Source organism: Agrobacterium sp. NPDC058088 (assembly GCF_042885035.1).
Lineage (GTDB): Bacteria > Pseudomonadota > Alphaproteobacteria > Rhizobiales > Rhizobiaceae > Agrobacterium.
In genome coordinates, this window is record NZ_JBHVSU010000001.1 from 407,187 (window position 1) to 431,411 (window position 24,225).

Consider the following 24,225-nt stretch of genomic DNA (forward strand, 5'->3'; position numbering starts at 1 on the left):
TTGAGGCGATAGTCGCCGGGAGAATAGCATGGAATGGAGAGGGCGCCGCCAGTCGGACAATATTGAGGATCGGCGCGGTATGTCGGCGGGGCCGAGTGATCCTTTTTCCCGAGGCGGGATGCGCGTCCCAATCGGGCGTCGCGGCGGCGGTATCGGGATTGGCGGTCTTCTGGTCATTCTATTGATCAGCTGGGTGCTCGGCATCAACCCGCTGACGCTGCTGACCGGCGGTGACCTGTCGATGGATGGCGGCGGTACGACGCAATCGGGAACCCAGCAGTCCGGCACGCGACCACAGGGGCAATCGTCCGACGAGACGACGGCCTTCGTCCGCACCGTCCTTGCCGAGACTGAGGATACGTGGAGCGGCATTTTCCAGTCCGCTGGCGAAACCTATCAGAAACCGACCCTGGTGCTGTTTTCTGGCCAGGTGGCATCTGCCTGCGGTTCTGCGTCGGCGGCCAGCGGTCCGTTCTATTGCCCTGGTGACCGCAAGGTCTATCTCGACACCAGTTTCTTCAATGAGCTGGACAAGCGTTTCGGCGCGGCCGGGGATTTTGCTCAGGCTTACGTGATTGCGCATGAGGTGGGACACCACGTTCAGAACCTGACCGGCGTCCTGCCGGAGTTCAACCGCCGCCGTCAGTCCATGAGCCAGACGGACGCCAACAAGATGTCGGTGCGTGTGGAGCTTCAGGCGGATTGTTACGCGGGCATCTGGGGCAAATTCACTGAACAGAAGGGCATTCTCGAGGCCGGTGATCTCGAGGAAGCGCTTAACGCTGCCCATCAGATCGGCGACGATACGCTGCAGAAGCAGACTCAAGGCTATGTGGTGCCCGACAGCTTCAACCACGGCACCTCGGCGCAGCGCATGGAATGGTTCAAGCGCGGCTTCCAGAGCGGTCGTGTCGAGGACTGCGATACTTTCTCGGCGAATATCTAAGGAGAGGGGGCTTTTCAGCCCCTTTTTCGTTTAGCGCATCAAGAGCGCCACGACATACATGCCGAGGGCGAAGATCGTATGCGCCACGAGGTTGAGGACGCGAACCTTCGTGGGGTTCGGTGTTTTCGATGCGGCCCAGCCAATGCCGAGTCCCGGTTGCAGCAGGAACCAGCCTGCGCCCACCGTGATGATGCCGACGATCCACGGCGCTATGAAGGACGGGTTTGCAAACCATGCGGCCGGGACCACAAAGGCAAGAATGACACCATAGAGAATGCCGACGGCGTAATGCGAAATCCAGCCGAGCGCCAGTTCGTGCTCATAGGGTTCAGCCGTGGCGATGCTGTCGTGAAATATCCGGCCCTTCGGCACATGCCAGAACCAGCGGCCGACCGGCGCCCAGTTCGGGGCGGACTGGCCGAAGAACCGGTGCAGTATGATTGCCCATATATCCATAAACACGGTACCGCCAATGCCCATGGCAATGCCGCGCCAAATCAGTTCCAGCATATGTCCCTCCGCATGATCGTGATCGATCAAGATCTAGCGGATCGGGACGGTGGCGGGAACAGGCTTTTTTCGATTGCTGCGAATGGACATGAGAATGGCCGGATCGCTCCGGCCATCAGAGTGGTGAGAAAGGCGCAAGACCTCTCTTCCGTCATGCTCGAGCTTGTCCCGAGCATCTGCAACCGATCGGATTTAACGCGACGTGGTTGGATCCTCGGGACAAGCCCGAGGATGACGGAAGAGAGTAGCTAGCGGCTGGCAGCGATCTGGTGACGATAGCGCTCCGGCCACGGTCTTTTCCCATTAAGCAGCTCGCCCATATTCCGGCTGCCGCCGGCTGGCCGTGGCGAGCTGGAACTGTGCGAGCAGCTCATTCAGCGCCGCCGCTTCCGAGGCGAGGCCATGACTTGCTGCCGTCTGTTCCTCGACCATGGCAGCATTCTGCTGCGTGCCTTGATCGATGGTATTGATGGCGGTGTTGATTTCCTGAAGACCGGTCGACTGTTCGCGCGATGCGGTGACGATGGCGTCGATATGGCGGTTGATCTCCTGCACTTCGCGGACGATGGTTTCCAGCGCCTTGCCGGCATTGCCGACGAGTTCGACGCCGGACTGCACCTGCGATGTCGAGGCGTTGATCAGCGTTTTGATCTCCTTTGCCGCATTGGCGGAGCGCTGGGCAAGTTCACGGACTTCCTGGGCGACAACGGCAAAACCCTTGCCGGCCTCACCGGCGCGGGCGGCTTCAACACCGGCATTCAGCGCGAGCAGGTTGGTCTGGAAGGCGATTTCGTCGATCACGCCGATGATGTTGCTGATCTCGGACGATGATTTCTCGATGCCTTCCATGGCGCGCACGGCATCTTCCACGATGACGCCGGACTGTTCGGCATTGCCGCGGGCGCGGTCGACCAGACGGCCGACTTCTTCGGCGCGACGGGCGGAATCCTTCACTGTCGTGGTGATTTCCTCGAGTGCTGCTGCCGTTTCTTCGACGGAGGCTGCCTGCTGTTCGGTGCGTCGGGCCAGATCATCGGCCGACTGGCGGATTTCACCGGCACCCGCATCGATTGCGAGGGCGTTCTGGCCGACGGTGCTGAGGGCTGCGTTCAGCTTGGCGACCGAATTGTTGAAATCGTTGCGCAGGCGGTCGATGCGGGCCACGAAAGGCGTGTCGATGCGATAATTGAGATCGCCGTCCGAAAGATGCGCCAGGCCCTGGGCAAGTGAATCGACTGCGAACTGGATATCCGCCGCGTCTTTTGCTGCCGTTCTTTCACGCTCGTTGCGCTCCTGTTCGGAGAGCGTACGGTTCTGTTCGGCGTCGCCTTCAAGGCGCAGGCGCTCCATGGCGTTCGAACGGAACACAGCAACGGCTGCGGCCATAGAGCCGATCTGGTCCGTGCGCTCCTGACCGGGAATGGCGACATCGAGATTGCCGGCGGCAAGGCCTTCCATGGCGGACGTCATCTGCGTGACGGGGCGGACGATGAAGCGGGAAAGGACGGTTGCGAGAAGTCCGATCATGATCGTGGCTGCGAGGATCGTGGCGATGGTCGCCGCCAGCCGGAACTGGCCGATTGCGCCGTAGGCAACATCGGAATCGACGACAAAGCCGAGATACCAGTCGACCGAGGGCAGGCCGGCGACCGGAATGAAGCTGGTGATCTTGCCCTTGCCGTCGATCTCGGTCTGGGAAATCGCGGAGGAAATCGCTGGCGTATTGACCTTGAAGAGGTCGGCCATCGGCTTGTCGACGAATTTTGGGTCGGGATGGATGAGTATCTTGCCATCCTTGCTAACGAGGAAGGCATATCCCTCCGCGCCGGCATCCACCGACTTGATCATCTTCACCAGCGAGTCCAGCGAGAAGTCACTGCCTGTCACGCCAGCAAGCTTGCCATCGATGGAAACGGGAATGGCGGCGGTGATGATGAGGCCGCCGGTCGATGCATCATTGTAGGGTTCGGTCAAAACCGTCTTGCCAGCTTTCACCGCATCCAGATACCACGGGCGCTTGCGCGGATCATAACCTTCAGGCAGCGGCGTTTTCGGGAAGGTGGTGAAGCTGCCGGTGTCGGCATTGCCGAAATAGGTCGACATGAACTGTGCCGTCAGCACGTCGTTTTCCAGAAAATGCAGCTTTGCTTCGTTATCCGGAAGCTTGGCCAGCGTCTTTGCCACCGTTTCGGTCAGCATGATGCGGCCATTGAGCCAGTTGGCAATGCTTTGCGCTGCCTGTTTGCCTGATGAATCGATGTTTTCCGCCACCGCTTCCGTCGTGACGCGGTGCTGAAGGCTGTCGATGTAAAAAGAGAAGCCGGCAAAGGCGGCGACGACAAGTGATGACGCAGCAACAAGAATGCGCGTCATGAGATTGGTTTTTTTAGGCAAGCTACACGTCCTTGAAACCGGGTGAATCCGTTCGGCTCATCTAGGGGAATGGTGGGGAGAGACATGCCTTAAAGGCGGGAATATTCTGCGTCATGCAGCTTTTGGTTTAGAAGAACTACGCAATATTCTAATAAGTAAATTGAAATGGTAAAATTCGGCTAAATTTGTCTTTCGTCACTTGATGTAGGCCAAGGGGCGCGTCGGATTGCCGTTTTGCGTAAATTTTGATCATCGATCTGCAAAGGTTGCGTGCAGGAGGGGAATATTTTATTCATCACCGTGCTGCCGTTGCGCAATTCGCGGGCAATGGCCAAAGTTCAGGTGAATTACAATGTCTTCGTCGGTTGTTGCAGGAACCGTTCCTTCCGGATCGGGTTCGTGGTTTTCGCATTTCAAGGCTACGCTTGTGCTGGGAATTCCGCTTATCGGCGCACAGCTCGCGCAGCTTGGCATCCATACCACTGATATGGTCATCGTCGGCCAGCTTGGCGCCGAAAAGCTGGCGGCCATGGTGCTGGCCGGACAGTTCTTTTTCGTCGTCTTCATTTTCGGCTCCGGCTTTTCCGTCGCTGTTGTGCCGATGGTGGCGCAGGCTTACGGGCAGGGTGATGCGACATCCGCGCGCCGCTCGCTGCGCATGGGCATGTGGGTGGCAATCGCCTATTGGCTGCTTGCATTGCCGATTTTCTTCAATGCCGAGCGCATTCTCATTTCTCTTGGGCAGAACCCCAATGTGGCGGCGCTGACCGGCCATTATCTCGCCATCGCGAAATTCGGCCTTTTGCCTGCGCTGCTATTTTACGTGCTGCGCGGGCTTGTGAGCGCCATCGGGCGGGCGGGCATCATTCTTTATGTCACCATCATCATGCTGGTAATGAATGGTGTGCTGGCCTATGCGTTGGTATTCGGCCATTTCGGATTGCCCACCATGGGCATGAATGGTGCGGCCGTCGTTGCGGTCATCGTCAACGCCTTCAGCTTCATTTTCATTGTCGCCTATGTTCAGACCCGCGAGGAAACGAAGAAATACGAGCTGTTCGTTCGTTTCTGGCGGCCTGATTGGCACGCGCTTTTCGAAGTGCTGCGTCTTGGCCTGCCGATCAGCATCACCATTCTCGCCGAGGTGACCCTGTTTGCGGCCGCCTCAATCCTGATGGGGCAGATCGGCACGGTGCAGCTTGCGGCGCATGGCATCGCCCTGCAGCTCGCCTCCATCGCCTTCATGATTCCGCTTGGTCTTTCTCAGGCGGCGACGGTCCGTGTGGGCGTGGCGCGCGGGCAGGGGGATTTCAGGAATCTCATCCGTGCTTCCATCATGATTTACGCCATCGCCTGCGGCATCGCCATTTGCGGCGGCATCCTGTTTGCGGCGGTGCCGGAATTTCTGGCGAAGTGGTTCCTCGATCCGAAATTGCCTGAGGCCGCCGAGGTGCTCGCTTATGCCAGCAGCCTCGTGGTGATTGCCGGCATCTTCCAGCTTGTCGATGGCATTCAGGCGGTCACCGCAGGTCTGCTGCGCGGGTTGAAGGACGCCCGCATACCGGCGATGCTGGCGCTGATCTCCTATTGGCCGATCGGTCTGGCGCTTGCCTGGACCATGGCTTTTCCGCTCGGTTTCGGCGGGCGCGGTGTCTGGTTCGGCTTTGTGATCGGTCTTTCGACAGCCGCCGTTCTTCTCACCATCCGCTTCGTGCTGCTTGTGAAGCGTGAAATGAAAACGGCCCGCTGAGAAGCGGGCCGCATGTAACGTCCGGATTGGAAAAGTATCAGCGCTCGGCGAGCGCTGCCTCGCCCTTCTTTTCACGCAACAGGTTGACGAAGCGGCGGAAGAGATAGTGGCTGTCCTGCGGGCCGGGCGATGCCTCCGGGTGATGCTGGACGGAGAAGACCGGCTTGCCGGTGATGCGCAGGCCGCAATTGGTGCCGTCGAACAGTGAGATGTGGGTCTCTTCGACGCCCTCGGGCAGCGACTTGGTATCCACCGCAAAGCCGTGGTTCATCGAAACGATTTCCACCTTGCCGGTCGTGAAGTCCTTGACCGGATGGTTTGCGCCATGGTGGCCCTGATGCATCTTTTCAGTCTTTGCGCCAACGGCAAGGCCGAGCATCTGGTGACCGAGGCAAATGCCGAAGATCGGCAGGTCGGTCTTGATGAGGTTCTGGATGACGGGAACGGCATATTCGCCCGTCGCGGCCGGATCCCCGGGACCGTTGGACAGGAACACGCCATCCGGCTTCAGCGCCATGATGTCTTCGGCCGAGGTCTGTGCCGGCACGACGGTGACCTTGCAGTCGAGGCCGGCAAACAGGCGCAGGATGTTGCGCTTGACGCCAAAATCGACGCAGACGACGTGATATTTCGCATCGGCTTCGCCGAGCGTGCCGTAACCCTTGTTCCACACCCACGGCGTCTCAGCCCAGGTGGAGGATTGGCCGGAGGTGGCTTCGATGGCGAGATCGAGGCCGACGAGGCCGCTCCATGCCTTGGCTTCCGCCTTCAGCGCCTCGATGTCGAAGACGCCGTTCGGATCGTGGGCGATGACAGCGTTCGGCGCACCGTTTTCGCGGATCCATGCCGTCAGGGCGCGCGTATCGATGCCGCAGAGGCCGATGACGCCGCGGGCCTTCAGCCAGGCATCAAGGTGCTTGACGGCGCGGAAGTTCGAGGGGTCGGTGATATCGGCCTTGAAGATGACGCCGACAGCACCGCGGCGGGCGGCGGGCGTCAGGTCTTCGATGTCTTCCTCATTGGTGCCGACATTGCCTATATGCGGGAAGGTGAAGGTCACGATCTGGCCGAGATAGGAAGGGTCGGTCAGGATTTCCTCGTAGCCCGTCAGCGCCGTGTTGAAGCAGACTTCGGCCTGAACCTTGCCGGTTGCGCCGATGCCCGTTCCTTCAATCACCGTGCCATCGGCAAGAACAAGCATTGCGGTCGGTTTGCGGGTAGTCCAGGGCGCTGTCTCGGTCATCTCGTTCCGTTTCTGCCGCTTCGCACCCCGCCTCTTGAAAGGCAGGGGGTAAGGGGCCATTTTTGTCGCAGGCTTCGTGACATAAAGGGGCGCGCGATAAAGCTCGCGTTCCGACCCTTCGTTAAAATCTCGTGCAGGTGCCGGAAAATAACGAAAGCAGCCCAAGCGGTCAACCGCAGGGCCAAGATTTACGCGGAATTAAACCGCCGTATATTCAAGGCCTTATGCATTTGATTTGCTTGAGCCTGTTTGCTCGTTTATGTCGTTTCGAAAAATAGGGTGGAAAGTTTCCGTGTCGAGAAGCTGCGGAAGGCGCTTTCCCAAGGAGAAGAAGAAATGCTGCGCGACGTGTTCGCTAATACTTTGAAAGACGCTTTGAAGGCTCGTGATGCACGCCGCACCTCGACCGTGCGTCTCATCCAGACCGCCATCAAGGATCGCGATATCGCCAATCGCGGCGTGGGCAAGGATCCCGTCAGCGATGAGGATATCATGCAGATTCTGACCAAGATGGTGAAGCAGCGGGAAGAGTCCGCCAGCATCTATGAAGGTGCCGGCCGTCCCGAGCTTGCGGCTCAGGAGCGCGAAGAAATCGTCATCATCAAGGAATTCATGCCGGAAGAAATTCCGGCTGAGAAGGTGCGCGAACTCTGCCAGGCCGTCATCAGCGAGACCGGTGCCTCCGGCCTGCGCGACATGGGCAAATGCATGAATGCGCTGAAGGAACGTTATCCCGGCCAGATCGACTTTGCGAAGGCCTCGGGCGTCGTGAAGGATCTGCTGAAGTAAATTCGGCAATGCCAAAAAAGTAAAGGCAGGGCAGATGTGGGCTGCCCTGCCTTTTTTCTGTCGACGAAAACGCATTCCGGCGGATCAGAATGCTCTCAAGCGCAGGCGTTTTTTCGGGGGACGTGCCTGCGGGCGTCGGCAGATTTCTGCGATTTCGTTACTTTGACTGTGACTATGTTTTTACATCGCGCGGACCGACTGCTCAAATTACAAAAACATAATTTTTAGTGATGATGCAGCGCCACAAATTTGCCCAAAGCAGGCGCAAAGGGCTTTGCCAGCTTGTTGCGCCACCCTGTGAATATCGGGTATTGTGGCTGTGAACTGGTTCATGGGGTTGGTGCTGGCGCCATTCTGCGCTTATATGAAAGACTGGCCTCGAACAGGTAACCCATGCGCTTTTCCAACTCTTTCCTTGATGAGATACGCGACCGCGTGAACATCTCCGATGTGATCGGCAGACGTGTGTCCTGGGATAAGAAGAAGACCAATGCGCCACGGGGGGATTATTGGGCTTGCTGCCCGTTCCATGGCGAAAAAAGCCCGAGCTTTCATTGTGAGGACCGCAAGGGGCGGTATCATTGCTTTGGTTGCGGCGTTTCCGGCGATCATTTCCGCTTTCTGACCGAGCTTGAGGGCTTGAGTTTCCCGGAAGCCGTACAGCAGATCGCCGATATGGCCGGCATTTCCATGCCGCAGCCCGACCCGCAGGCGGAAAAGCGGGAGCGCGAGCGTACCTCTCTGCAGGACGTCATGGAAATGGCGACGCTGTTCTTTCAGGATCAGCTGCAAACGGCGCTCGGCGCTCGGGCTCGGGCTTATCTGCGCGATCGCGGGCTGACCGGGCGCACCATCGAGACTTTTCGGCTGGGTTATGCGCCTGACAGTCGCAACGCGCTGAAGGAGCATCTTGCGAGCAAGGGTGTTTCCAAGGAGCAGATGGAAGCCTGCGGGCTGGTGGTCCATGAAAACGTGCCGGTCTCCTATGATCGTTTTCGCGACCGCATCATGTTCCCGATCCTCTCCTCGCGGGAGAAGGTGATTGCCTTCGGCGGCCGTGCCATGGCTTCGGATGCGGTGGCGAAATATCTCAATTCCAACGAGACCGAGCTCTTTCACAAGGGCAATGTTCTCTATAATTTCGCCCGTGCACGCCGCGCCTCGCAGGCAGCGGGCGGTACGGTCATTGCCGTCGAAGGCTATATGGATGTCATCGCGCTTTATCAGGCGGGTGTCGAAAATGCCGTCGCGCCGCTTGGTACGGCGCTGACCGAAAGCCAGCTCGATCTGCTCTGGAAGATGTCGCCGCAGCCGGTTCTCTGCTTCGATGGTGATGGGGCCGGCATTCGCGCCGCCAACCGTGCGGCCGATCTGGCCCTGCCGCATATCAAGCCGGATCGCTCCGTCAGCTTTGCGCTGTTGCCTGATGGCAAGGACCCGGATGATCTTGTACGGCTGGAGGGGCGTGCGCCCTTCGACCGGGTGCTTTCGGAAGCCAAGCCGCTTGCCGCGATGATATGGAGCCGCGAGACCTCAGGCGTCACGTTCGATACGCCCGAAAAACGGGCTCAGCTTGAAAGTCGTCTGCGCCAGATCGTTGCCGTGATTGCCGATGAGACGGTGCGCCGTTTTTACCAGCAGGATATGCGAGACAGGCTGAACGGTTTCTTCCAGCCGCGTTTCCAGTCGGGCGGCTCCCAGGGCGGGAATTTCCGCCGCGAGGGCGGTCAGGGCGCGGGTCGCGGTTTCCAGCGCAATGCGCCGGGGCGGGGCGGAGCCATGGCTGCACCGGCCAGCAGCATTTCAGACCGGCTGACGCAATCCGGTCTTGTCAGAGGGCATCAGACCAAGCCCTCTTTGCGAGAAAGCGTTCTTGCCATCACCATCGTCAACCATCCCGAATTGCTGCTGGAGGAATATGACGAGATCGCCGCTATCGATTACGAGAACCGCGATCTGCAACGGTTGTGGTCGACGGTGCTGACCTATGCGGCCGAGAATGCGGCGGACATATCAAGGGTAGGGTTGATCGAGCGGCTGTCGCAGCAGGGTTTCGAGGCGCTTTTGAAGACCATGGATCAGCAGGTGCGTAATGCCCGCCTGTGGACGGCCACCGAACAGGCGGCGATGGAGGATGCGCGTGAAGGTTATGTGCAGGCGCTTTCGCTTCATAAGAGGACAAAATCCCTGCTCTGGCAGAAACGGGAGTTGGAGCGCGAAATCGCCGAGGCGACGGATGACGAGCGTGGCACGCTTCTGGTGCGGGCAATTGCCGAAGTTCAGCTTGAAATCGGCCGCATGGAAAATCAGGAAGCGATCATCGATGGCTTCGGGGTCATGTCCGGGCGGGTGAAGGGGCCGGCCTTCGGCCATGGTTGAGAAGGGTGACCAAGAATTGAAAGACGTGTGGGGTTGCCTTTTGCGGCAAGCGTCCTAAATAGGGGATAGTCTGGTGATAACTGCAAAATGCGGCCTTTTTTGAGAATTTCCTTGGCTGTCTCGCCTCCAAAGGCTTGACGGGGCGGGAAATAGCGGGAATCACCAATTCAGGAAAAGTAAGGTGGAATGAGCCTTGGCGGATAGAAAGTGCATGAGCAAGCATTTCCGGGTGCACTGTCTTTGCATTCTGCCTGAGGCTGCCGTGGTTAATCGGCAATTAAAGATCACTCCGTTAGGTGTCTGACAGTGATTCGCGGCAAACCGCTGGATGCTCAAGGGGCGGACGGCGATGCGGCGGAACAGGTGTTAGCGTCAGGGAAAGCGACGAGATAGATGGCAACCAAAGTCAAAGAAAACGAAGAAGCAGAAAACGAACGCGACGGTGCGACGGACGGTCCGCTTCTCGATCTTTCGGATGACGCGGTCAAGAAAATGATCAAGGCCGCCAAGAAGCGCGGCTACGTGACGATGGACGAGCTGAATTCCGTCCTGCCGTCCGAAGAGGTGACTTCCGAGCAGATCGAAGACACGATGGCGATGCTGTCCGATATGGGCATCAATGTTATCGAGGACGAGGATGCCGAAGAGGCAACCGCCAGCGAAGACGACAGCGATTCCGACGGCGAAGAGTCCGAAGGCGGCGAACTGGCGCCTTCCAGCGGCACAGCGCTTGCGACCGCCAAGAAGAAAGAACCGACCGACCGTACCGATGACCCGGTGCGCATGTATCTGCGCGAAATGGGTTCTGTCGAGCTTCTGTCGCGCGAAGGCGAAATCGCCATCGCCAAGCGCATCGAGGCCGGCCGCGAAACGATGATTTCGGGCCTGTGCGAAAGCCCGCTGACGTTCCAGGCGCTGATCATCTGGCGCGACGAGCTTAACGAAGGCACGACGCTGCTGCGCGAGATCATCGATCTCGAAACGACCTATTCCGGTCCGGAAGCCAAGGCGGCGCCCCAATTCCAGAGCCCGGAAAAGATCGAGGCTGACCGCAAGGCCGCCGAAGAGAAGGAAAAGACCCGCAAGCTGCGCGCCCCGACCGGCGACGAAGACGTGACTGACGTGGGTGGCGACGGCCTGCCGCCGGAAGAGGAAGAAGAGGACGACGACGAGTCCAACCTTTCGCTTGCCGCGATGGAAGCCGAACTGCGCCCGCAGGTCATGGAAACGCTGGACACCATCGCCGACACCTATAAGAAGCTGCGCAAGCTTCAGGACCAGCAGGTGGAGGCGCGTCTTGCCTGCACGGGTACGCTCTCTTCCGGCCAGGAACGCCGTTACAAGGAACTGAAGGATCAGCTGATCACGGCTGTGAAGTCGCTGTCGCTGAACCAGAACCGTATCGACAGCCTTGTCGAGCAGCTCTACGATATTTCCAAGCGTCTGATGCAGAACGAAGGCCGGCTGCTGCGCCTTGCCGAATCCTACGGCGTCAAGCGCGACAGCTTCCTTGAGCAGTACCACGGTGCGGAACTCGATCCGAACTGGATGAAGTCGATCGCCAATCTGGCTGCCCGCGGCTGGAAGGAATTCGCACGCGAAGAAAGCAACACGATCCGGGAAATCCGTCAGGAAATCCAGAACCTTTCCACGGAAACCGGCATCTCTATCGCCGAATTCCGCCGCATCGTTTCGATGGTGCAGAAGGGTGAGCGCGAAGCGCGCATCGCCAAGAAGGAGATGGTTGAGGCCAACCTGCGTCTCGTGATCTCGATTGCGAAGAAATACACCAACCGCGGTTTGCAGTTCCTCGATCTCATTCAGGAAGGCAATATCGGCCTGATGAAGGCGGTTGATAAGTTCGAGTATCGCCGTGGTTACAAGTTCTCGACCTATGCGACATGGTGGATCAGGCAGGCAATCACCCGTTCGATTGCCGACCAGGCCCGCACGATCCGTATTCCGGTGCACATGATCGAGACGATCAACAAGATCGTTCGCACCTCGCGCCAGATGCTGCACGAGATCGGCCGCGAGCCGACCCCGGAAGAACTGGCAGAGAAGCTGGCCATGCCGCTGGAAAAGGTACGCAAGGTTCTGAAGATCGCCAAGGAGCCGATCTCGCTCGAAACCCCCGTGGGTGACGAAGAGGATTCGCATCTCGGTGACTTCATCGAGGACAAGAACGCGCTGCTGCCGATCGACGCCGCCATTCAGGCGAACCTGCGCGAAACGACGACCCGCGTATTGGCCTCGCTGACCCCGCGTGAAGAGCGTGTTCTGCGCATGCGCTTCGGCATCGGCATGAATACGGACCATACGCTGGAAGAAGTCGGCCAGCAGTTCTCGGTTACGCGTGAACGTATTCGCCAGATCGAGGCCAAGGCGCTGCGCAAGCTGAAGCATCCGAGCCGCTCGAGAAAGCTTCGCAGCTTCCTCGATAGCTAAGCTGCTCGTTGCCTTCAAAATTGAACCCGGTCAGTCGGCTCTGGCCGGGTTTTTTGTTTCATGCACTGGCGAACTCTGCGACAAGCCTTATGTGTGAAAACAGGCATTCCGCTTTACTGGAAATGCTCAGCTTCGATTTGGTTCAACAGGATGCAACAGGTTTCGGCAAGCAAATGGCGGCGGGGAGGATGGGCTGTGCCCGTCTCCGTGTTGCTGCATCTTGCAATCGTCGCACTGTTCTTCTTTGAATTGCCGGAGCGGATAGCCGAGCCGCAGGAGCCGGAGAGCGTGAGCGTCGAGCTCGTACCGCCGCCAGAGGAAAAAAAGGCGGAAGAACCGCCGCCGCCTGCTGCGCCGGCTAAAGAGGAGAAGCCTGAACCACCGCCGCCACCGCCCGCACCGCCAAAGGAGGAGGCAAAACCGACGCCGCCGCCGCAGGCGACGCTGCCGGCCATCGCCATGCGACCCGAAGAGACGCAGGCTGACCCCGCAGATAAGCCTGGAAAGATGGAGGAAGCAGAAAAGAGAGAAGTCTCAGAGGAGCAGGCAAGCCAGCCTGAAAAGGTGGCTGACGAGAAGCCCGCACCACCGACTGCCAACAGTGATCTTCAGGCTTCCGCCGAGCAGGGGGAGATCGCGGTCTCACCCGTGAAGGAAGAAACACAGCCAGAGCAGCCACCAGTGCCGCAGGCCAAGCCAGCCGAGGAAAAACCTGCGGAGGTCGCAGAAAAGAAACCTGCGAAGCTTCCTGCCGCCAAACATGTGCTGTCTTCGTCCTTGCTTTCACCGGCCCAGAGACGGCAGATGTTCGGCGATCTGCCGCCCCGTCGTCGCATCGTCCAGCTTTGTAGCACCGAAGCTTTGGCTCAAATTCAGGGCGCGGGTTTTGCGGCAAGGGGCATGATCCCCTATTCGGATACCGGAGGCAGGATTTCAGGCAATTCGATCGACGCTTCCGGCGGCGCGTTCAATACGGGGAATGGCTGGCACGATGTCTCATTCCAGTGCGCAGTCGACCTGGAAAATTACACGGTGACGGAATTCCGCTTTAAAATCGGGAATGAAGTCAGCCCGGAAGACGCGAAAAAGCGGGGCTTCGCCCAATTTCAGTGAGGGCGGGTTGGGCGCTGTGTCATATTCATGCGTCCCCGAAGGGATATTTGGTCCTGTGCGACTAGCGAAACCTTCATCCTTGTGCTTGTCACAGAGATGGGGAACCGCGTCGGAAAAATGCGCCGCCCGCCGACATAACAGCCGGAAAACTTCGTATCGTAGGCCTCGCGGCGCTTGTCGCTTATCGCTCAAACCCGCTCCGTATCCCCCACCAAAATCCCAATCCCAGCCATCAGCGCGTCCTCATCATAAGGCTTGCGGATAACCGGCACAGCGCCAAATTCATCCGGCACCATGCTGCCATCGGCGTACCCCGTGGCGAACATGAACGGGATGCCACGGCGATGGAGTTCGCGGGCGACGGGAATGGAGGTGTCCGAGCCGAGATTAATGTCGAGAATGGCCACGTCAGGCATGTAGTTCTTCAGCTTTTCAATGGCCATCGCCGACGAGGTTGCCGTTTCGATGGTCTTGATGCCGTTATCCTCCAGCATGTTCTCGACATCCATGGCGATCAGCATCTGGTCTTCGACGAGTAAGACTTTCAATGGCTCCTCCCTGTTATAGCTTTTGGGCTGCGGCGCAATTTCAAGTTCGGTTCGCGTGTCGGCATTTGCCGTGGCCGATGAGACGTGACGGGAGGGCAGGAGAATTTCTGCCTCCAGACCATCGGGCAAATAGCGCAACGTGCTGCGCCCGCCGAGATCATAAGGAATGCTGCGGCTGATGAGTGCCGTACCGAAACCGGCACGTGAGGGCAGCGGCAGTGTGGTCGGCAGGATCTCACGCCATTCGATTTCGCAATCGCGATTCTCGTCGATGTCCCAACGCACATGCAATTGACCGCCATTCTGCGAAAGCGCGCCATATTTGGCGGCATTCGTCGCCAGTTCGTGCAGAACCAACGCCATCACCGAAAAAGCGCGGGAATCGAGCGTGACCTGCGGCCCTTCAAGCTTCACCGTCGTTTCCGGTGACCGATGGGGTGACAATTCCGCATCCAGCAGATCGCGAAGCGCGCCACCGCCTTCGCCGCGAATGATCTGGTCATGGGCAAAGGACAGCGCCTGAATGCGGCCCTTCAGCGCGGTGACATATTCCTGCAAGGTCTTACCCTCTTGCGAGGGGTTGCCGACCAGAGATTTAATGATGGCGAGGACATTTTTGACGCGGTGGTTGAGTTCCTCGTTCAGCATGCGCTGGCGCACTTCAGCGCGTTCCCTCTCGCCCGCCATGAGCTCGCTGTGATGGAATGCGACCTCGACCAGCGCAATTCTGGCGGCTTCGGCAATTTCCCGGTCATCCTCAGACCAGGGCTGCGCCTGCAAGCGCACCGTCTCTTTCCATATCGCAAAGCTTTTGCGCGGTGTGAGACGATCCCCCATCGGACCGGTTTCATAGGATTTTTCCGGATTGCCCGCCCAGTTGAGGTTCTGCACGATTTCCTTGCGGAAAAACAGCAGATAGTCGTTGTTGACCTGCGAGAGCGGGATCGCGAGCATTCCCGCTGCGGTGCCGGCGTAAATTTCCGCCTCCGGTATGGCCTGAGACAGGGCGTGCGTTGCCCAGACCTTGCCTTCCGAAGCCGAAGCAACGAAACGCGCCAGCCTTGGAATGGCGTCATGCGGCGGCGTTGCGCCGTGGCCGTGCCAATTGTTGCCGACCCACAGCCCGACACCGTCACAAGGCATCAGATCGGCAAAATCCTGAAAACTATCGACCAGCAGCTCTTCAATGTTGGCGTGATGGGCGGCAAGCTGAAGAAATCGGTCGAGTGCCGCATGCGCATGGTTGACGGTATCGAGACGGCGCTTCTGCTTCAGCACTTGCAGATGCATGGAGAAAAATTCTCCGAACATTTCCGCAGCGATCCGGACCGGCATGGTGAGCACGCGCGGGGAATAATGATGGCAGGCAATCAGGCCCCACAGGGCCCCGTCAACGATCACCGAAATTGACATGGAGGCGGCAACACCCATGTTGCGAAGATATTCGCAATGGATGGGCGAGACGCTGCGCAGATGCGCGTAAGAGAGATCAAGCGGTTCACCGGAGGCATCGAAAGCCGGCAGGACCGGAACGCGAATGCCGCTGGCATCAGAGATGATGCGAAGCGTGTTCTTGAGATAAAGCGCGCGGGCCTGCTGCGGAATATCGCTGGCCGGGAAATATTGTCCGAGAAAGCTTTCCAGCTCTGGCTGCTTTGCTTCCGACACGACCTTGCCGGCGCCGTCCTCCTCGAAACGGTAGATCATCACCCGGTCGTAACCCAGCGTCGCCTTTACCAGCCGGGTCGTTCTGGAGATCAGGCTTTCGATGCTGTCCGCCTCGCGGATACGATCCACCATCTTGCGCGCAGTGCCGAGCGGCTGCGTATCGCTGCCTGAAGGCTCGAATTCGATGATCGTGGTGGACTTATAGCGGTGGAGCGAAATATCGAAGCTGCGGCCATCGGCCATTTCCATCGCTGGAAGCATGGCGGGGCGGGTAGTTCTGCCCGTCACGGTCAGGGCGTTGCGAAGATCGTGGACGAGCTTTTTACCGAGCACATCTTCGGCTGTTCTGCCGTTGAGATCGCCATCAATCCCGAGCAGTTCGCGGCAGTTTTGGGAATGCCGCAACACCATGCGCATGGCGTTATCGCATGCGATGAGACAGCCGTGTGGTTGAATATAGCCTGGGATGTGGATGGGTTCGCGGTCGCAATTGGTCAGGTCGACATGATAATCACTGGGCGCCATAAATTAGTCTTCCGCAGCCAGTGCATACGTGTGGCAAAGACATAGTCCTTGCCTAGAGAAGGAGACGCCGAAGTAACTCATCCTAATTGGTTTGCCCTTCCTCTTCTTGCAACTATAAATGAGTTTCTTTGTTTTGGAATTTAGAAACTACAGCTGCTTGACTTATGCATCCCTATCAATGCCGGGTACAATTTGACATAGCAAAACGTCGGTAGTTCAGATTTTGTTCCGACTATTAGAAAGAAAAAATGTGCCGCAAAAGAAAATAACGATCGTAACGCGCGGACAGGGGCTTTATGAGTTCACGCGCCATGCAACGGAGCTGGTATCGGAGGCTGAAATCAACGAGGGTTTACTAACGATCTTCGTCCGGCACACTTCCTGCTCGCTGCTCATTCAGGAAAATGCCGATCCCGATGTGCGACGTGATCTCACGGCGTTCTTCTCCCGGCTCGTGCCGCCTTCCGATGATCCCTCCATGGGCTGGATCATCCACACGTTGGAAGGCCCGGACGATATGCCTGCCCACATTAAATCCGCGCTGACGACGGTTTCCATCGGCGTGCCGATCAGCGAGGGCAGGCTTGTACTCGGCACCTGGCAGGGCCTTTATCTTTTCGAACATCGAAACCAGCCGCATCGGCGGGAAATCGTGCTGCATATCTCACCCTGACATCGGGATCCGGATCGAGGTGTTTCGCGTTAACCACCCTGAACGCCTGCTGAACATTCGGTTCTGCTGATATTCAGACGGGCGGGTCTACGGTCCCGTCAATCGCCGGGGGAATGTTCCCCCGTCGGCAGAGACACAAACGGAGTGAGTTCATGTTCAGCACCTTTGCAAAAGCCGGCCTGGCTACCCTCATCGCCCTTGGTGGAATTTCCTTTACCGCGCCGGCTGCTTCCGCAGGCCCGGATGTTCAGTACAGAGTCCAGGTTCAGGATGGTTATGGTCATCGTCCCGGCTGGGGTCGCCCGGACCGCCCGCGTCGCGGCTGCTCGGCCTCGCTTGCGGAAGAAAAGGCAAGCCGCATGGGTCTTCGCCGTGCCCGCGTGGTTGATGTCTCGCCGCGCCGTGTCGTGGTGGCAGGTTTCAACCGCTATGGCCGCGACCGCGTTGTTTTCGCCAATGAGCGCGGCTGCCCGGTTATTCGCCGTTAACAACAGCTGACATTATCGATCTGTCGATATCCCCGTATGGCAGATTGATGAAAAATGCCCCTCGCTTCCGAAATGGCAGCGAGGGGCATTTCATTTTGAATATGCCTGTGGCGCAACTGAAGATGGGCAGAGCGGCACCAGGGCGCCGCCCGCCGTCGATCTTACTGGTCGAGCGCGAAGGTGACGTTGACCACCACGCTGTAGCTGTTCTCACCCGAAGCGACCGGCACGCTGTCGGCTTCCTTCATCATCGACGCACGCATCGCGCCAGCCGGTACCGGCATCGGGCGCTGCGAGTTTTCGCTGATCTGAATGACACGGCCGAGCTTTACCCCTGCCGCTTCCGTCAGCGTTTTCGCCTTGGCGATTGCGTCGGCCACGGCCTGCTTGCGGGCTTCCGTCACCGTGGCTTCGGGCTTGTCATTGGTGAAGGTGATATCGCCGCCCTGGTTGATGCCGAGCTTGACGGAGGTATCGAGGATCGCGCCAAGTTTCTTCAGGTCGCGCACCCGCACCGTCAGGCCGTTGGAAACCTGATAACCGGTGATCTCGGGCGCGACGTAGACGCCGTCCTTGGGCTCATAATGCTTGTAAAGCGGCTGCACCGAAAAATTGCTCGTCTGCAGGTCGCGGTCTTCGATGGCAGCATCCTTCAGCGCTTTCAGAACATCGGCGAGCGCCTTGGAGTTCTCAGTCAGCGCAGCCGCAGCTGTTTCCGCCTGCTTGACGACGCTGAAGGAAAGAATGGCCATATCGGGCGCGATGGCCGCCTGACCTTCGCCGGAAACACTGATGGTGGCTTCGCGCGGCGAGGCCTCCTGCGCAGATACCTGGGCGGCAAGGGGCATCATGGCCGCTGCGGTCAATGCGGTGAGTGCGAAAAGGCGGGCCGTTTTTGTCTTCATGGTGTTTCCTCGTTGATTGAGTCCCTCTGAAGGGTATTGCCTTAGATTGTGTAGCTAATACGGCGACACTGCTTTGCGGAAGCATCAATGGCTTGTCGGGCTCAAAAAATTGCGTTAGAGCGTGACCACCGGATTCGAACCATTGCGAAACCGGTGTTTCGGATCATTTTTTCCGAAAGGGCCTGTAGCTCAATGGTTAGAGCCGGCGGCTCATAACCGCTTGGTTGGGAGTTCGAGTCTCTCCAGGCCCACCATTAATTTTAGTTCCGATTAAAGTTTCAAAAGCCGGTCCCCCGGATTGGCTTTTGATCTGTGGATATCTGGTGCAAACATTGGCATAATTAGAGGTATATTGTTTTAATATTGGAGCGTCCACGTAGATACGGATATTTTGATGGCAAAAAAAACTCAAAAGCGAAATTTTTGCATGTATTGTGGCAACGGTAATCTCTCCAAAGAACATGTGTTTCCAAAGTGGCTCCAACAGTATGTTCCCACACCGGCTTATCGCAGTGGTCATAGCACTTCAGTCGTCAATGGGGATAGCGTAGAGGTCCGCCTAGATAAAGATAACCGCCTTGGTGATTTGCTAACCAGAAAAGTTAGAGCGGTTTGCGTAACGTGTAACAATGAATGGATGAGCGCACTCCAAAATAGCGCTAAACCATTAATTGTATCGCTGATGCAGAACTTTGATCTTCCTAATTCTGAGATTGAACGCCGTATCATTGCTGCATGGGTAGTAATGACTGCATTGTCTTGGGAGCGATTGGATGAAACGACTGCAACTTCAAGCAGTGAAGAGCGATTTTTTTTGAAGCAAAAACTTGAGCCGCCTACAAACTGGTTTGTATTTATTGGGCGGTTCTCGGGAGAAATGAGATCAAGGCGGATACGGCGGCGAACCGGTTTGGGACGTAATGAAAATTACCCGAATACTATAATTAGTCATCAGACAACTACGTTCGCGTTCGGGAAAGTCGCTTTTGCCGCATACAGCAGTAAAAATTTCACCGAACTTGAGCCCTCTGATCTCGAGCAAGAGTATGGCATGGTTTGCATAGGGCCTCGCTATTCGCCCATCGGCGTCTCTATTCCGCTATTAACCGATTCGGACCTCGATGATATTGCGGAACTTATTAGTAGTTATGTTCCAGCAGAAAACGAAAAAAGCTTGAACCTATTGAATCTTATCGCACGAGGAATGTAGACAAGGAGCGGGTAAATTGGCGAGCCACAAACGTTTTGGGCTAAATTTGCTCGGGCGCGAGAATTGTGCCAACTTTGAAACGCCAGAGGAATGCGCAAGGTAATTTGTCTATTTACCACAAAAAATCCGACCAGCCTTTCAGACTGATCGGATCATCCTTATGATTTTCCAGCTATCGGATCAGTTACAAACCCGCATGCTCTCCATATGCCAGCCGCCATCATAGGCGTTGGGAACGCGGCGGTCTTCGAACCAGCAGCGCGGCGGCGGTGGTGGCGGTTCGTAGTAGCGGGGTCCGCTGTTGCCGCCGTTGGCGATGGCGCCGCCGATCAGGCCGCCGATGACGCCTGCGGCGAGGCCGCCGGCAATCGCTGCACCATCATTGTGGCGGCGATGTTCGCGATAGGGCGGTGGGGGCGGGCCGCCGCGGTCATAACCACGGTCGTAGCGCGGACGATAGGGATAGTCCTGCGCGGCAGCCGTGCCGTAGGACGCGAAGACGCTGCCGGTGGCGACCAGCGCAGCAATTGTGGAAAGAATTATCTTTTTCATCGGGCGACTCCATAAGCCTGCTTCGGGAGATAGAGGCTCATTATGCCTGCATGATGGCATGGCACGGGTGAACGGCCTGTGAATGGTTCAGTCCCGGCTGTTCATCTTTTCGAGGCTTAGGGAGGGCAGATCACGGGCTCTCGCTTGGTTTCCGCAACAAAAAAGCCCGGCGGTGGCCGGGCTTTTGCTGAATTATATGGTTCGGCTCAGAACTTCACGCCGAGACCCACTTTCACAGTATGCTGGTCGACATCGGTGTTGATGCCGAAGATGTCCTTGTCGCCATAGTCGTTATAGCGATATTCCAGCCTGCCGAAGACGTTGTCGGTGAAAGCGTAGTCCAGACCTGCCCCAACCGTGTAGCCATTAAAGGTGGTGCTGTCCTTGCCGGCGGGCGTTTCGATGAAGCCGCGTGTCGCGGTCCAGCCGGCGGTACCGTAGATCAAGGCGCGATCGAAGGCGTAACCGACGCGACCGCGAACGGAGCCCTGCCAGTCGGTGCCGATGTTCACACCCGCATAATCATTGTCGTTCCAGTTATAATCGACATCACCTTCGATGCCGAGCACGACATTATTGTCGAACTGGTAATTGTAACCGGCGAAGGCACCGAGAACGCCGCCATCGAAATTATCCGACGCGACCGGGCCACCGGCCGAAAAATCGCCATTAGCCCAGCCCGCGCCACCTTGAATACCCAGATAGGGGCCAGACCAGGTGAAGACCGGCAGGGTTTCCTGCGCAACCGGCGGGGCCGGATTTTCGTAGACGGCATCCGCAGCCATTGCGGTGCTGGCCGACAGGGCCAAGAGTGACGTTACGATCAGCGTTTTCATCGTTTTTCTCCCTGAGCTGACTGACATCCATAGCATAGATTAGCTACTTTTAATATGGGTCGGGGTTCGGCGGTTCCAAGAGGCATTCCGTGTCCTCCCGGCGTTTGTCCTTCCTTGCCCCGGATCGCGGCGTTCTATCGCCCCACCATGCGGTTCTGATGCTGCGAACGTCCCTGGCCGCGTTTGGTTCCCATCGGCGCTTCTTCAAAGGTGGGCGTCGTGGTCAGCCGGTGTCACGCTTGGTTGTCTTGACAGGAGGGGAGGTGACCATAGAGTTGTGGCTGACGGCGACAATGCCGGTGCTTCGCGCCGCATCTCAGCAGGCATTCTCGCGGTCGAGACAATGACGCCGTGTCCACTCGATGAGGGTGGTCATGGCGGCGAAAAAGGGCATGGGAGGACGAGGACGTATGGGGTTTTATATTGGCTGGGGAGGAATGATGTGATTGTCGGAGCCGTTCTCAGCGCCGTTCTTCTTCTCACCCTCATTGCGTTTCCGCGGCATCTCAAACCCGTCGTCATCTGCCTGCTGCTGATCTGGAGCACCACTGCCGCATTTGTCGTTTATGATTGGTGGCGTGGCGGCCAGCGGCTCGATCATGTCGTCGCGACCGCCAGTTTCGATGCCACCTGCGCGGATCCGTCATTGCCCATTCGCGTCAGTTTCCGCAATGACAACAATGTCGCCCTGCAGCGGCTGACCTATACGCTGGAAGGCTTCGAGCCGGCGTTCCGCGCCTCCGTTGCCTTCGATCCCTACCAGGTGAGCGAAAGGCGGATCGAGGCTGGCGAAACTTTCGCCGCCTGCCGGTCTTTCCGGCTGCGCAACAATGAAAGGGTGGAGCCGCAGCGGCTGGAATGGCGCGTGACCATCATTTCCGCTGAATTCGGCTGAGCTGTTTTCGCGGAATTTCGTTATCACGCGATTTTGAGAATTTTCGACGCCGCTGGATGACGCTGGGAAAGCCCTGTATCACAGCGGCTTGATTAAACAGGTGAATGCCAGGGGCTCGCGCTGCCAAAGCGGCCGACTTGTTTTCGTCCATTTACGATGCCATCTCCCCGTCCGTCCGAGTGATATTGCGGGATGACGGTTTGTATAGCGTTCTGAAATTTCTGAAAATCGCGGCCATTGGCCTAGTCGCCTTGCCGGTTTTGGCCGGCGCGCATATGGGCATCGGCCAGCTGACCGGAAATTTTCACGAAGTCATACCCGGAGAGCTCTATCGTTCGGCCCAGCCGAGCGGCAAGGATATCGCCGCTTACGCCAAGGCCTATGGCATCAAGACGATCATCAACCTGCGCGATGAAAAGCGTGAGGGCTGGTATGAGGCCGAAAGCGTTGCGGCGAAAAACAATGGTATCCGGCTTGTTGATTATCCGCTGAGTTCAAGCGAAAAGGTCTCGGTGGAGGATTCGGAAACGCTGGCGGCCGTGCTGCGCAACGCGGAAAAGCCCGTTCTCATCCATTGTGAACATGGCGCCAACCGCACCGGGCTTGCCTCTGCCATTTACGTGGCTGCCGTCGCCGGCAAGAGCGAGGCGGCAGCCGAATTTCAGCTTTCGCCCTATTATGGGCATGTGCCGATCCCCGGTATCGGGCGCTATGAAATGTACCAGTCCTGGGATGATTTCGAGGAAACCATCGGGTTTTGAGATTGTTCAGGGGCTTTTGATATCCCAAAAGAGGTTTGTAGCCGACACCTCTGTTCCACACTCGACGTCATCCTCGGCCTTGTGCCGAGGATCTATCCACGTCTCGCCAAGTCGGCAGGTTGCAGATGCTCGGGACAAGCCCGAGCATGACGGAGAGTGGTTCTAGAGCTCCGTCGCCATCCGCCTACAACCAAGGCCTCAATAATCCCCACCGCTCTCCTTGATCACCTTCGTCAGGCTGCCCGCTGCCGGGAAAAGCGGTATCAGGCATGCCTGAAGCGCGTGATAGATATCGCCCTTGCCGGGGAACAGCGTGTGGGCCGGAACCAGATCTTCCGTCAGTTCCTCGTGCCAGCCGCCATTTTCATGGTCGATGAAGTTGTTGGCGATGGTGCTCCAGATACGGCGGTAGCTGTCTTCATAGAACGCATCCGCCGGCAGGTTCTCGTTGAGGAAATGCGCGGCACCCGCCGCCTCGGACATGGGCCACCAGAGCTTTGCCCGCTTGTCGGGAGTGTCGTTCCAGTCGAGCGTATAAAAGAAGCCGCCCTTTTCGCGGTCCCAGCCGAGCGCCATGGATTGCACGAAGAGCGATTTGGCGGCCACCGGCATCCAGTCATGGCGGCGCTCCCCCAACACCCATAATTGCAGGATGAGACGTGCCCATTCCAGCCAGTGGCCGGGAGTGGAGCCCGAGGGGCGGAACATTTCGTTGCCGCGATACTCCTTGTCGAGGGTCCAGTTTGCGTCGAAATGCTCCGGCACGCGGAAATCCAGTTCGCCGGCGCGGCGGCGGATGACGAGATCGGCGATGCGTTCGGCTTTGATAAGGTAGTTATTGTCGCCGGTCACCTCATAGGCGGCCATCAGCGCTTCGGTCAGGTGCATGTTGGAATTCTGGCCGCGATAATTATCGATGGGTGACCAGTCGCGATTGAATTCCTCGGCGATCGCGCCGTGTTTTTCTTCCCAGAACCGGGTTTCGAGCACTTCGGTAATATCGGCCAGCATCTGGTCGGCGAGCGGATGGCCGACGGTCTTGGCGGAAGAGGCGGCCAGAAGCACGAAGGCATGGCCGTAACCCTGCTTGGTGGCATCGACGGGACCGGCGTCATTCACCTGCCAGAAGTAACCGCCATGCTCGCTGTCTCGATGCCTGTTCCAAAGATAGGTCATGCCGTGATCGACAATATCACCGCAGCCCGGACGGCCGAGCAGGTGGCCGATGGAGAAGCAATGCACCATGCGGGCGGAGGCATGGATGCCGCGCACGGGATTGTTTGGCTGCAACGGCGCGCCCTTGGCGTCCAGATCGAAGAAGCCACCGGCGGGGTTGAGGGCCCGGTGCTGGAAGAAGTCGAAAAGTCCCTCGGCCTGTTTCACCAGCCACTGGCGGTGCCAGGGCAGGGTGTTCCAGTTGCGGCTGTTGTGATCGTCTTCAGGCATCTCGTCCTCCATGCGGTTTGCTGCTTCGGCTTATATCCTTGCCGTATAAACCTGTCATCTGTCAGCGATATTTCGTAACCTGCCCTAACGACGCAAAGCAATGCCTGTCCCTTGAAGATATATTGACATAAACATATCTTTATGTGACTTGACGAGTTGCTTTCTTG

General features: G+C 57.9%; 19 protein-coding genes and 1 tRNA gene. 12 read left to right on the plus strand and 8 right to left on the minus strand.

Annotated elements, in window-relative coordinates; genetic code table 11:
• Positions 1-28: 28 nt before the first annotated feature.
• The gene (locus tag ACFVTJ_RS02010) at positions 29-946 is read left to right on the plus strand and encodes a neutral zinc metallopeptidase (protein WP_386904189.1); all 918 of its coding nucleotides are present in this window, start codon (positions 29-31) and stop codon (positions 944-946) included.
• Between the two features lie 30 nt (positions 947-976).
• Here the strand turns inward: ACFVTJ_RS02010 and ACFVTJ_RS02015 are convergent, their stop codons facing one another.
• Together ACFVTJ_RS02015 and ACFVTJ_RS02020 are read right to left on the minus strand one after the other, a co-directional pair.
• Complete coding sequence (locus tag ACFVTJ_RS02015; RefSeq protein WP_386904191.1) at positions 977-1,456, minus strand: DUF2938 domain-containing protein; 480 nt, start codon at positions 1,454-1,456, stop codon at positions 977-979.
• A 303-nt stretch (positions 1,457-1,759) separates the two neighbouring features.
• Positions 1,760-3,850, minus strand: coding sequence for a methyl-accepting chemotaxis protein (locus ACFVTJ_RS02020; RefSeq protein ID WP_386904193.1), 2,091 nt, complete (start codon positions 3,848-3,850; stop codon positions 1,760-1,762).
• Positions 3,851-4,181: 331 nt separating this feature from the next.
• Here ACFVTJ_RS02020 and ACFVTJ_RS02025 point away from each other — a divergent pair, with 331 nt between their 5' ends.
• Positions 4,182-5,579, plus strand: coding sequence for an MATE family efflux transporter (locus tag ACFVTJ_RS02025; RefSeq protein ID WP_386904195.1), 1,398 nt, complete (start codon positions 4,182-4,184; stop codon positions 5,577-5,579).
• A 37-nt stretch (positions 5,580-5,616) separates the two neighbouring features.
• On the opposite strand, the gene carA is transcribed toward ACFVTJ_RS02025, so the two are convergent.
• The gene (gene carA / locus ACFVTJ_RS02030; RefSeq protein ID WP_045531978.1) at positions 5,617-6,822 is read right to left on the minus strand and encodes a glutamine-hydrolyzing carbamoyl-phosphate synthase small subunit; all 1,206 of its coding nucleotides are present in this window, start codon (positions 6,820-6,822) and stop codon (positions 5,617-5,619) included.
• 336 nt (positions 6,823-7,158) lie between these two features.
• On the opposite strand from carA, the gene ACFVTJ_RS02035 reads away from it, so the two are divergent.
• The 4 genes from ACFVTJ_RS02035 (at position 7,159) to ACFVTJ_RS02050 (ending at position 13,551) form a co-directional block, all read left to right on the plus strand.
• Positions 7,159-7,611 carry a GatB/YqeY domain-containing protein gene (locus ACFVTJ_RS02035; protein ID WP_386904198.1) on the plus strand — a complete coding sequence of 151 codons (453 nt, stop codon included), beginning with the start codon at positions 7,159-7,161 and terminating at the stop codon, positions 7,609-7,611.
• Between the two features lie 393 nt (positions 7,612-8,004).
• Positions 8,005-9,990: a DNA primase gene (dnaG, locus tag ACFVTJ_RS02040; protein ID WP_386904200.1), complete on the plus strand. Its 1,986-nt coding sequence runs from the start codon at positions 8,005-8,007 to the stop codon at positions 9,988-9,990.
• Between the two features lie 393 nt (positions 9,991-10,383).
• Complete coding sequence (rpoD, locus tag ACFVTJ_RS02045; RefSeq protein ID WP_386904202.1) at positions 10,384-12,438, plus strand: RNA polymerase sigma factor RpoD; 2,055 nt, start codon at positions 10,384-10,386, stop codon at positions 12,436-12,438.
• Positions 12,439-12,633: 195 nt separating this feature from the next.
• A complete protein-coding gene (locus ACFVTJ_RS02050; protein ID WP_386905247.1) occupies positions 12,634-13,551 on the plus strand; it encodes a DUF930 domain-containing protein in 918 nt (305 codons plus the stop codon).
• A gap of 188 nt (positions 13,552-13,739) precedes the next feature.
• Here the strand turns inward: ACFVTJ_RS02050 and ACFVTJ_RS02055 are convergent, their stop codons facing one another.
• Positions 13,740-16,292, minus strand: a complete 2,553-nt coding sequence (locus tag ACFVTJ_RS02055; RefSeq protein ID WP_386904204.1) for an HWE histidine kinase domain-containing protein — start codon at positions 16,290-16,292, stop codon at positions 13,740-13,742.
• Positions 16,293-16,542: 250 nt separating this feature from the next.
• Here ACFVTJ_RS02055 and ACFVTJ_RS02060 point away from each other — a divergent pair, with 250 nt between their 5' ends.
• Together ACFVTJ_RS02060 and ACFVTJ_RS02065 are read left to right on the plus strand one after the other, a co-directional pair.
• A complete protein-coding gene (locus ACFVTJ_RS02060) occupies positions 16,543-16,965 on the plus strand; it encodes a secondary thiamine-phosphate synthase enzyme YjbQ (RefSeq protein WP_386904206.1) in 423 nt (140 codons plus the stop codon).
• Between the two features lie 152 nt (positions 16,966-17,117).
• Positions 17,118-17,453 carry a hypothetical protein gene (locus ACFVTJ_RS02065; RefSeq protein ID WP_386904208.1) on the plus strand — a complete coding sequence of 112 codons (336 nt, stop codon included), beginning with the start codon at positions 17,118-17,120 and terminating at the stop codon, positions 17,451-17,453.
• 161 nt (positions 17,454-17,614) lie between these two features.
• Here ACFVTJ_RS02065 and ACFVTJ_RS02070 read toward each other — a convergent pair whose 3' ends face one another.
• Positions 17,615-18,358 carry an SIMPL domain-containing protein gene (locus tag ACFVTJ_RS02070; RefSeq protein ID WP_386904210.1) on the minus strand — a complete coding sequence of 248 codons (744 nt, stop codon included), beginning with the start codon at positions 18,356-18,358 and terminating at the stop codon, positions 17,615-17,617.
• A 178-nt stretch (positions 18,359-18,536) separates the two neighbouring features.
• Here ACFVTJ_RS02070 and ACFVTJ_RS02075 point away from each other — a divergent pair.
• Positions 18,537-18,612: transfer RNA gene (locus ACFVTJ_RS02075), tRNA-Ile, on the plus strand.
• Between the two features lie 140 nt (positions 18,613-18,752).
• Positions 18,753-19,568 (plus strand): hypothetical protein, encoded by an 816-nt coding sequence (locus ACFVTJ_RS02080; RefSeq protein ID WP_386904212.1) that lies wholly within the window; start codon positions 18,753-18,755, stop codon positions 19,566-19,568.
• 180 nt (positions 19,569-19,748) lie between these two features.
• On the opposite strand, the gene ACFVTJ_RS02085 is transcribed toward ACFVTJ_RS02080, so the two are convergent.
• Both ACFVTJ_RS02085 and ACFVTJ_RS02090 read right to left on the minus strand, forming a co-directional pair.
• Positions 19,749-20,120, minus strand: coding sequence for a hypothetical protein (locus ACFVTJ_RS02085; RefSeq protein WP_386904214.1), 372 nt, complete (start codon positions 20,118-20,120; stop codon positions 19,749-19,751).
• A gap of 206 nt (positions 20,121-20,326) precedes the next feature.
• A complete protein-coding gene (locus ACFVTJ_RS02090) occupies positions 20,327-20,956 on the minus strand; it encodes an outer membrane protein (RefSeq protein WP_386904216.1) in 630 nt (209 codons plus the stop codon).
• 442 nt (positions 20,957-21,398) lie between these two features.
• Here ACFVTJ_RS02090 and ACFVTJ_RS02095 point away from each other — a divergent pair, with 442 nt between their 5' ends.
• Together ACFVTJ_RS02095 and ACFVTJ_RS02100 are read left to right on the plus strand one after the other, a co-directional pair.
• A complete protein-coding gene (locus ACFVTJ_RS02095) occupies positions 21,399-21,851 on the plus strand; it encodes a hypothetical protein (RefSeq protein WP_386904218.1) in 453 nt (150 codons plus the stop codon).
• Positions 21,852-22,051: 200 nt separating this feature from the next.
• Positions 22,052-22,612, plus strand: coding sequence for a dual specificity protein phosphatase family protein (locus ACFVTJ_RS02100; RefSeq protein ID WP_386904220.1), 561 nt, complete (start codon positions 22,052-22,054; stop codon positions 22,610-22,612).
• Positions 22,613-22,810: 198 nt separating this feature from the next.
• Here ACFVTJ_RS02100 and ACFVTJ_RS02105 read toward each other — a convergent pair whose 3' ends face one another.
• Complete coding sequence (locus tag ACFVTJ_RS02105) at positions 22,811-24,070, minus strand: AGE family epimerase/isomerase (RefSeq protein WP_386904222.1); 1,260 nt, start codon at positions 24,068-24,070, stop codon at positions 22,811-22,813.
• Positions 24,071-24,225 lie beyond the last annotated feature (155 nt).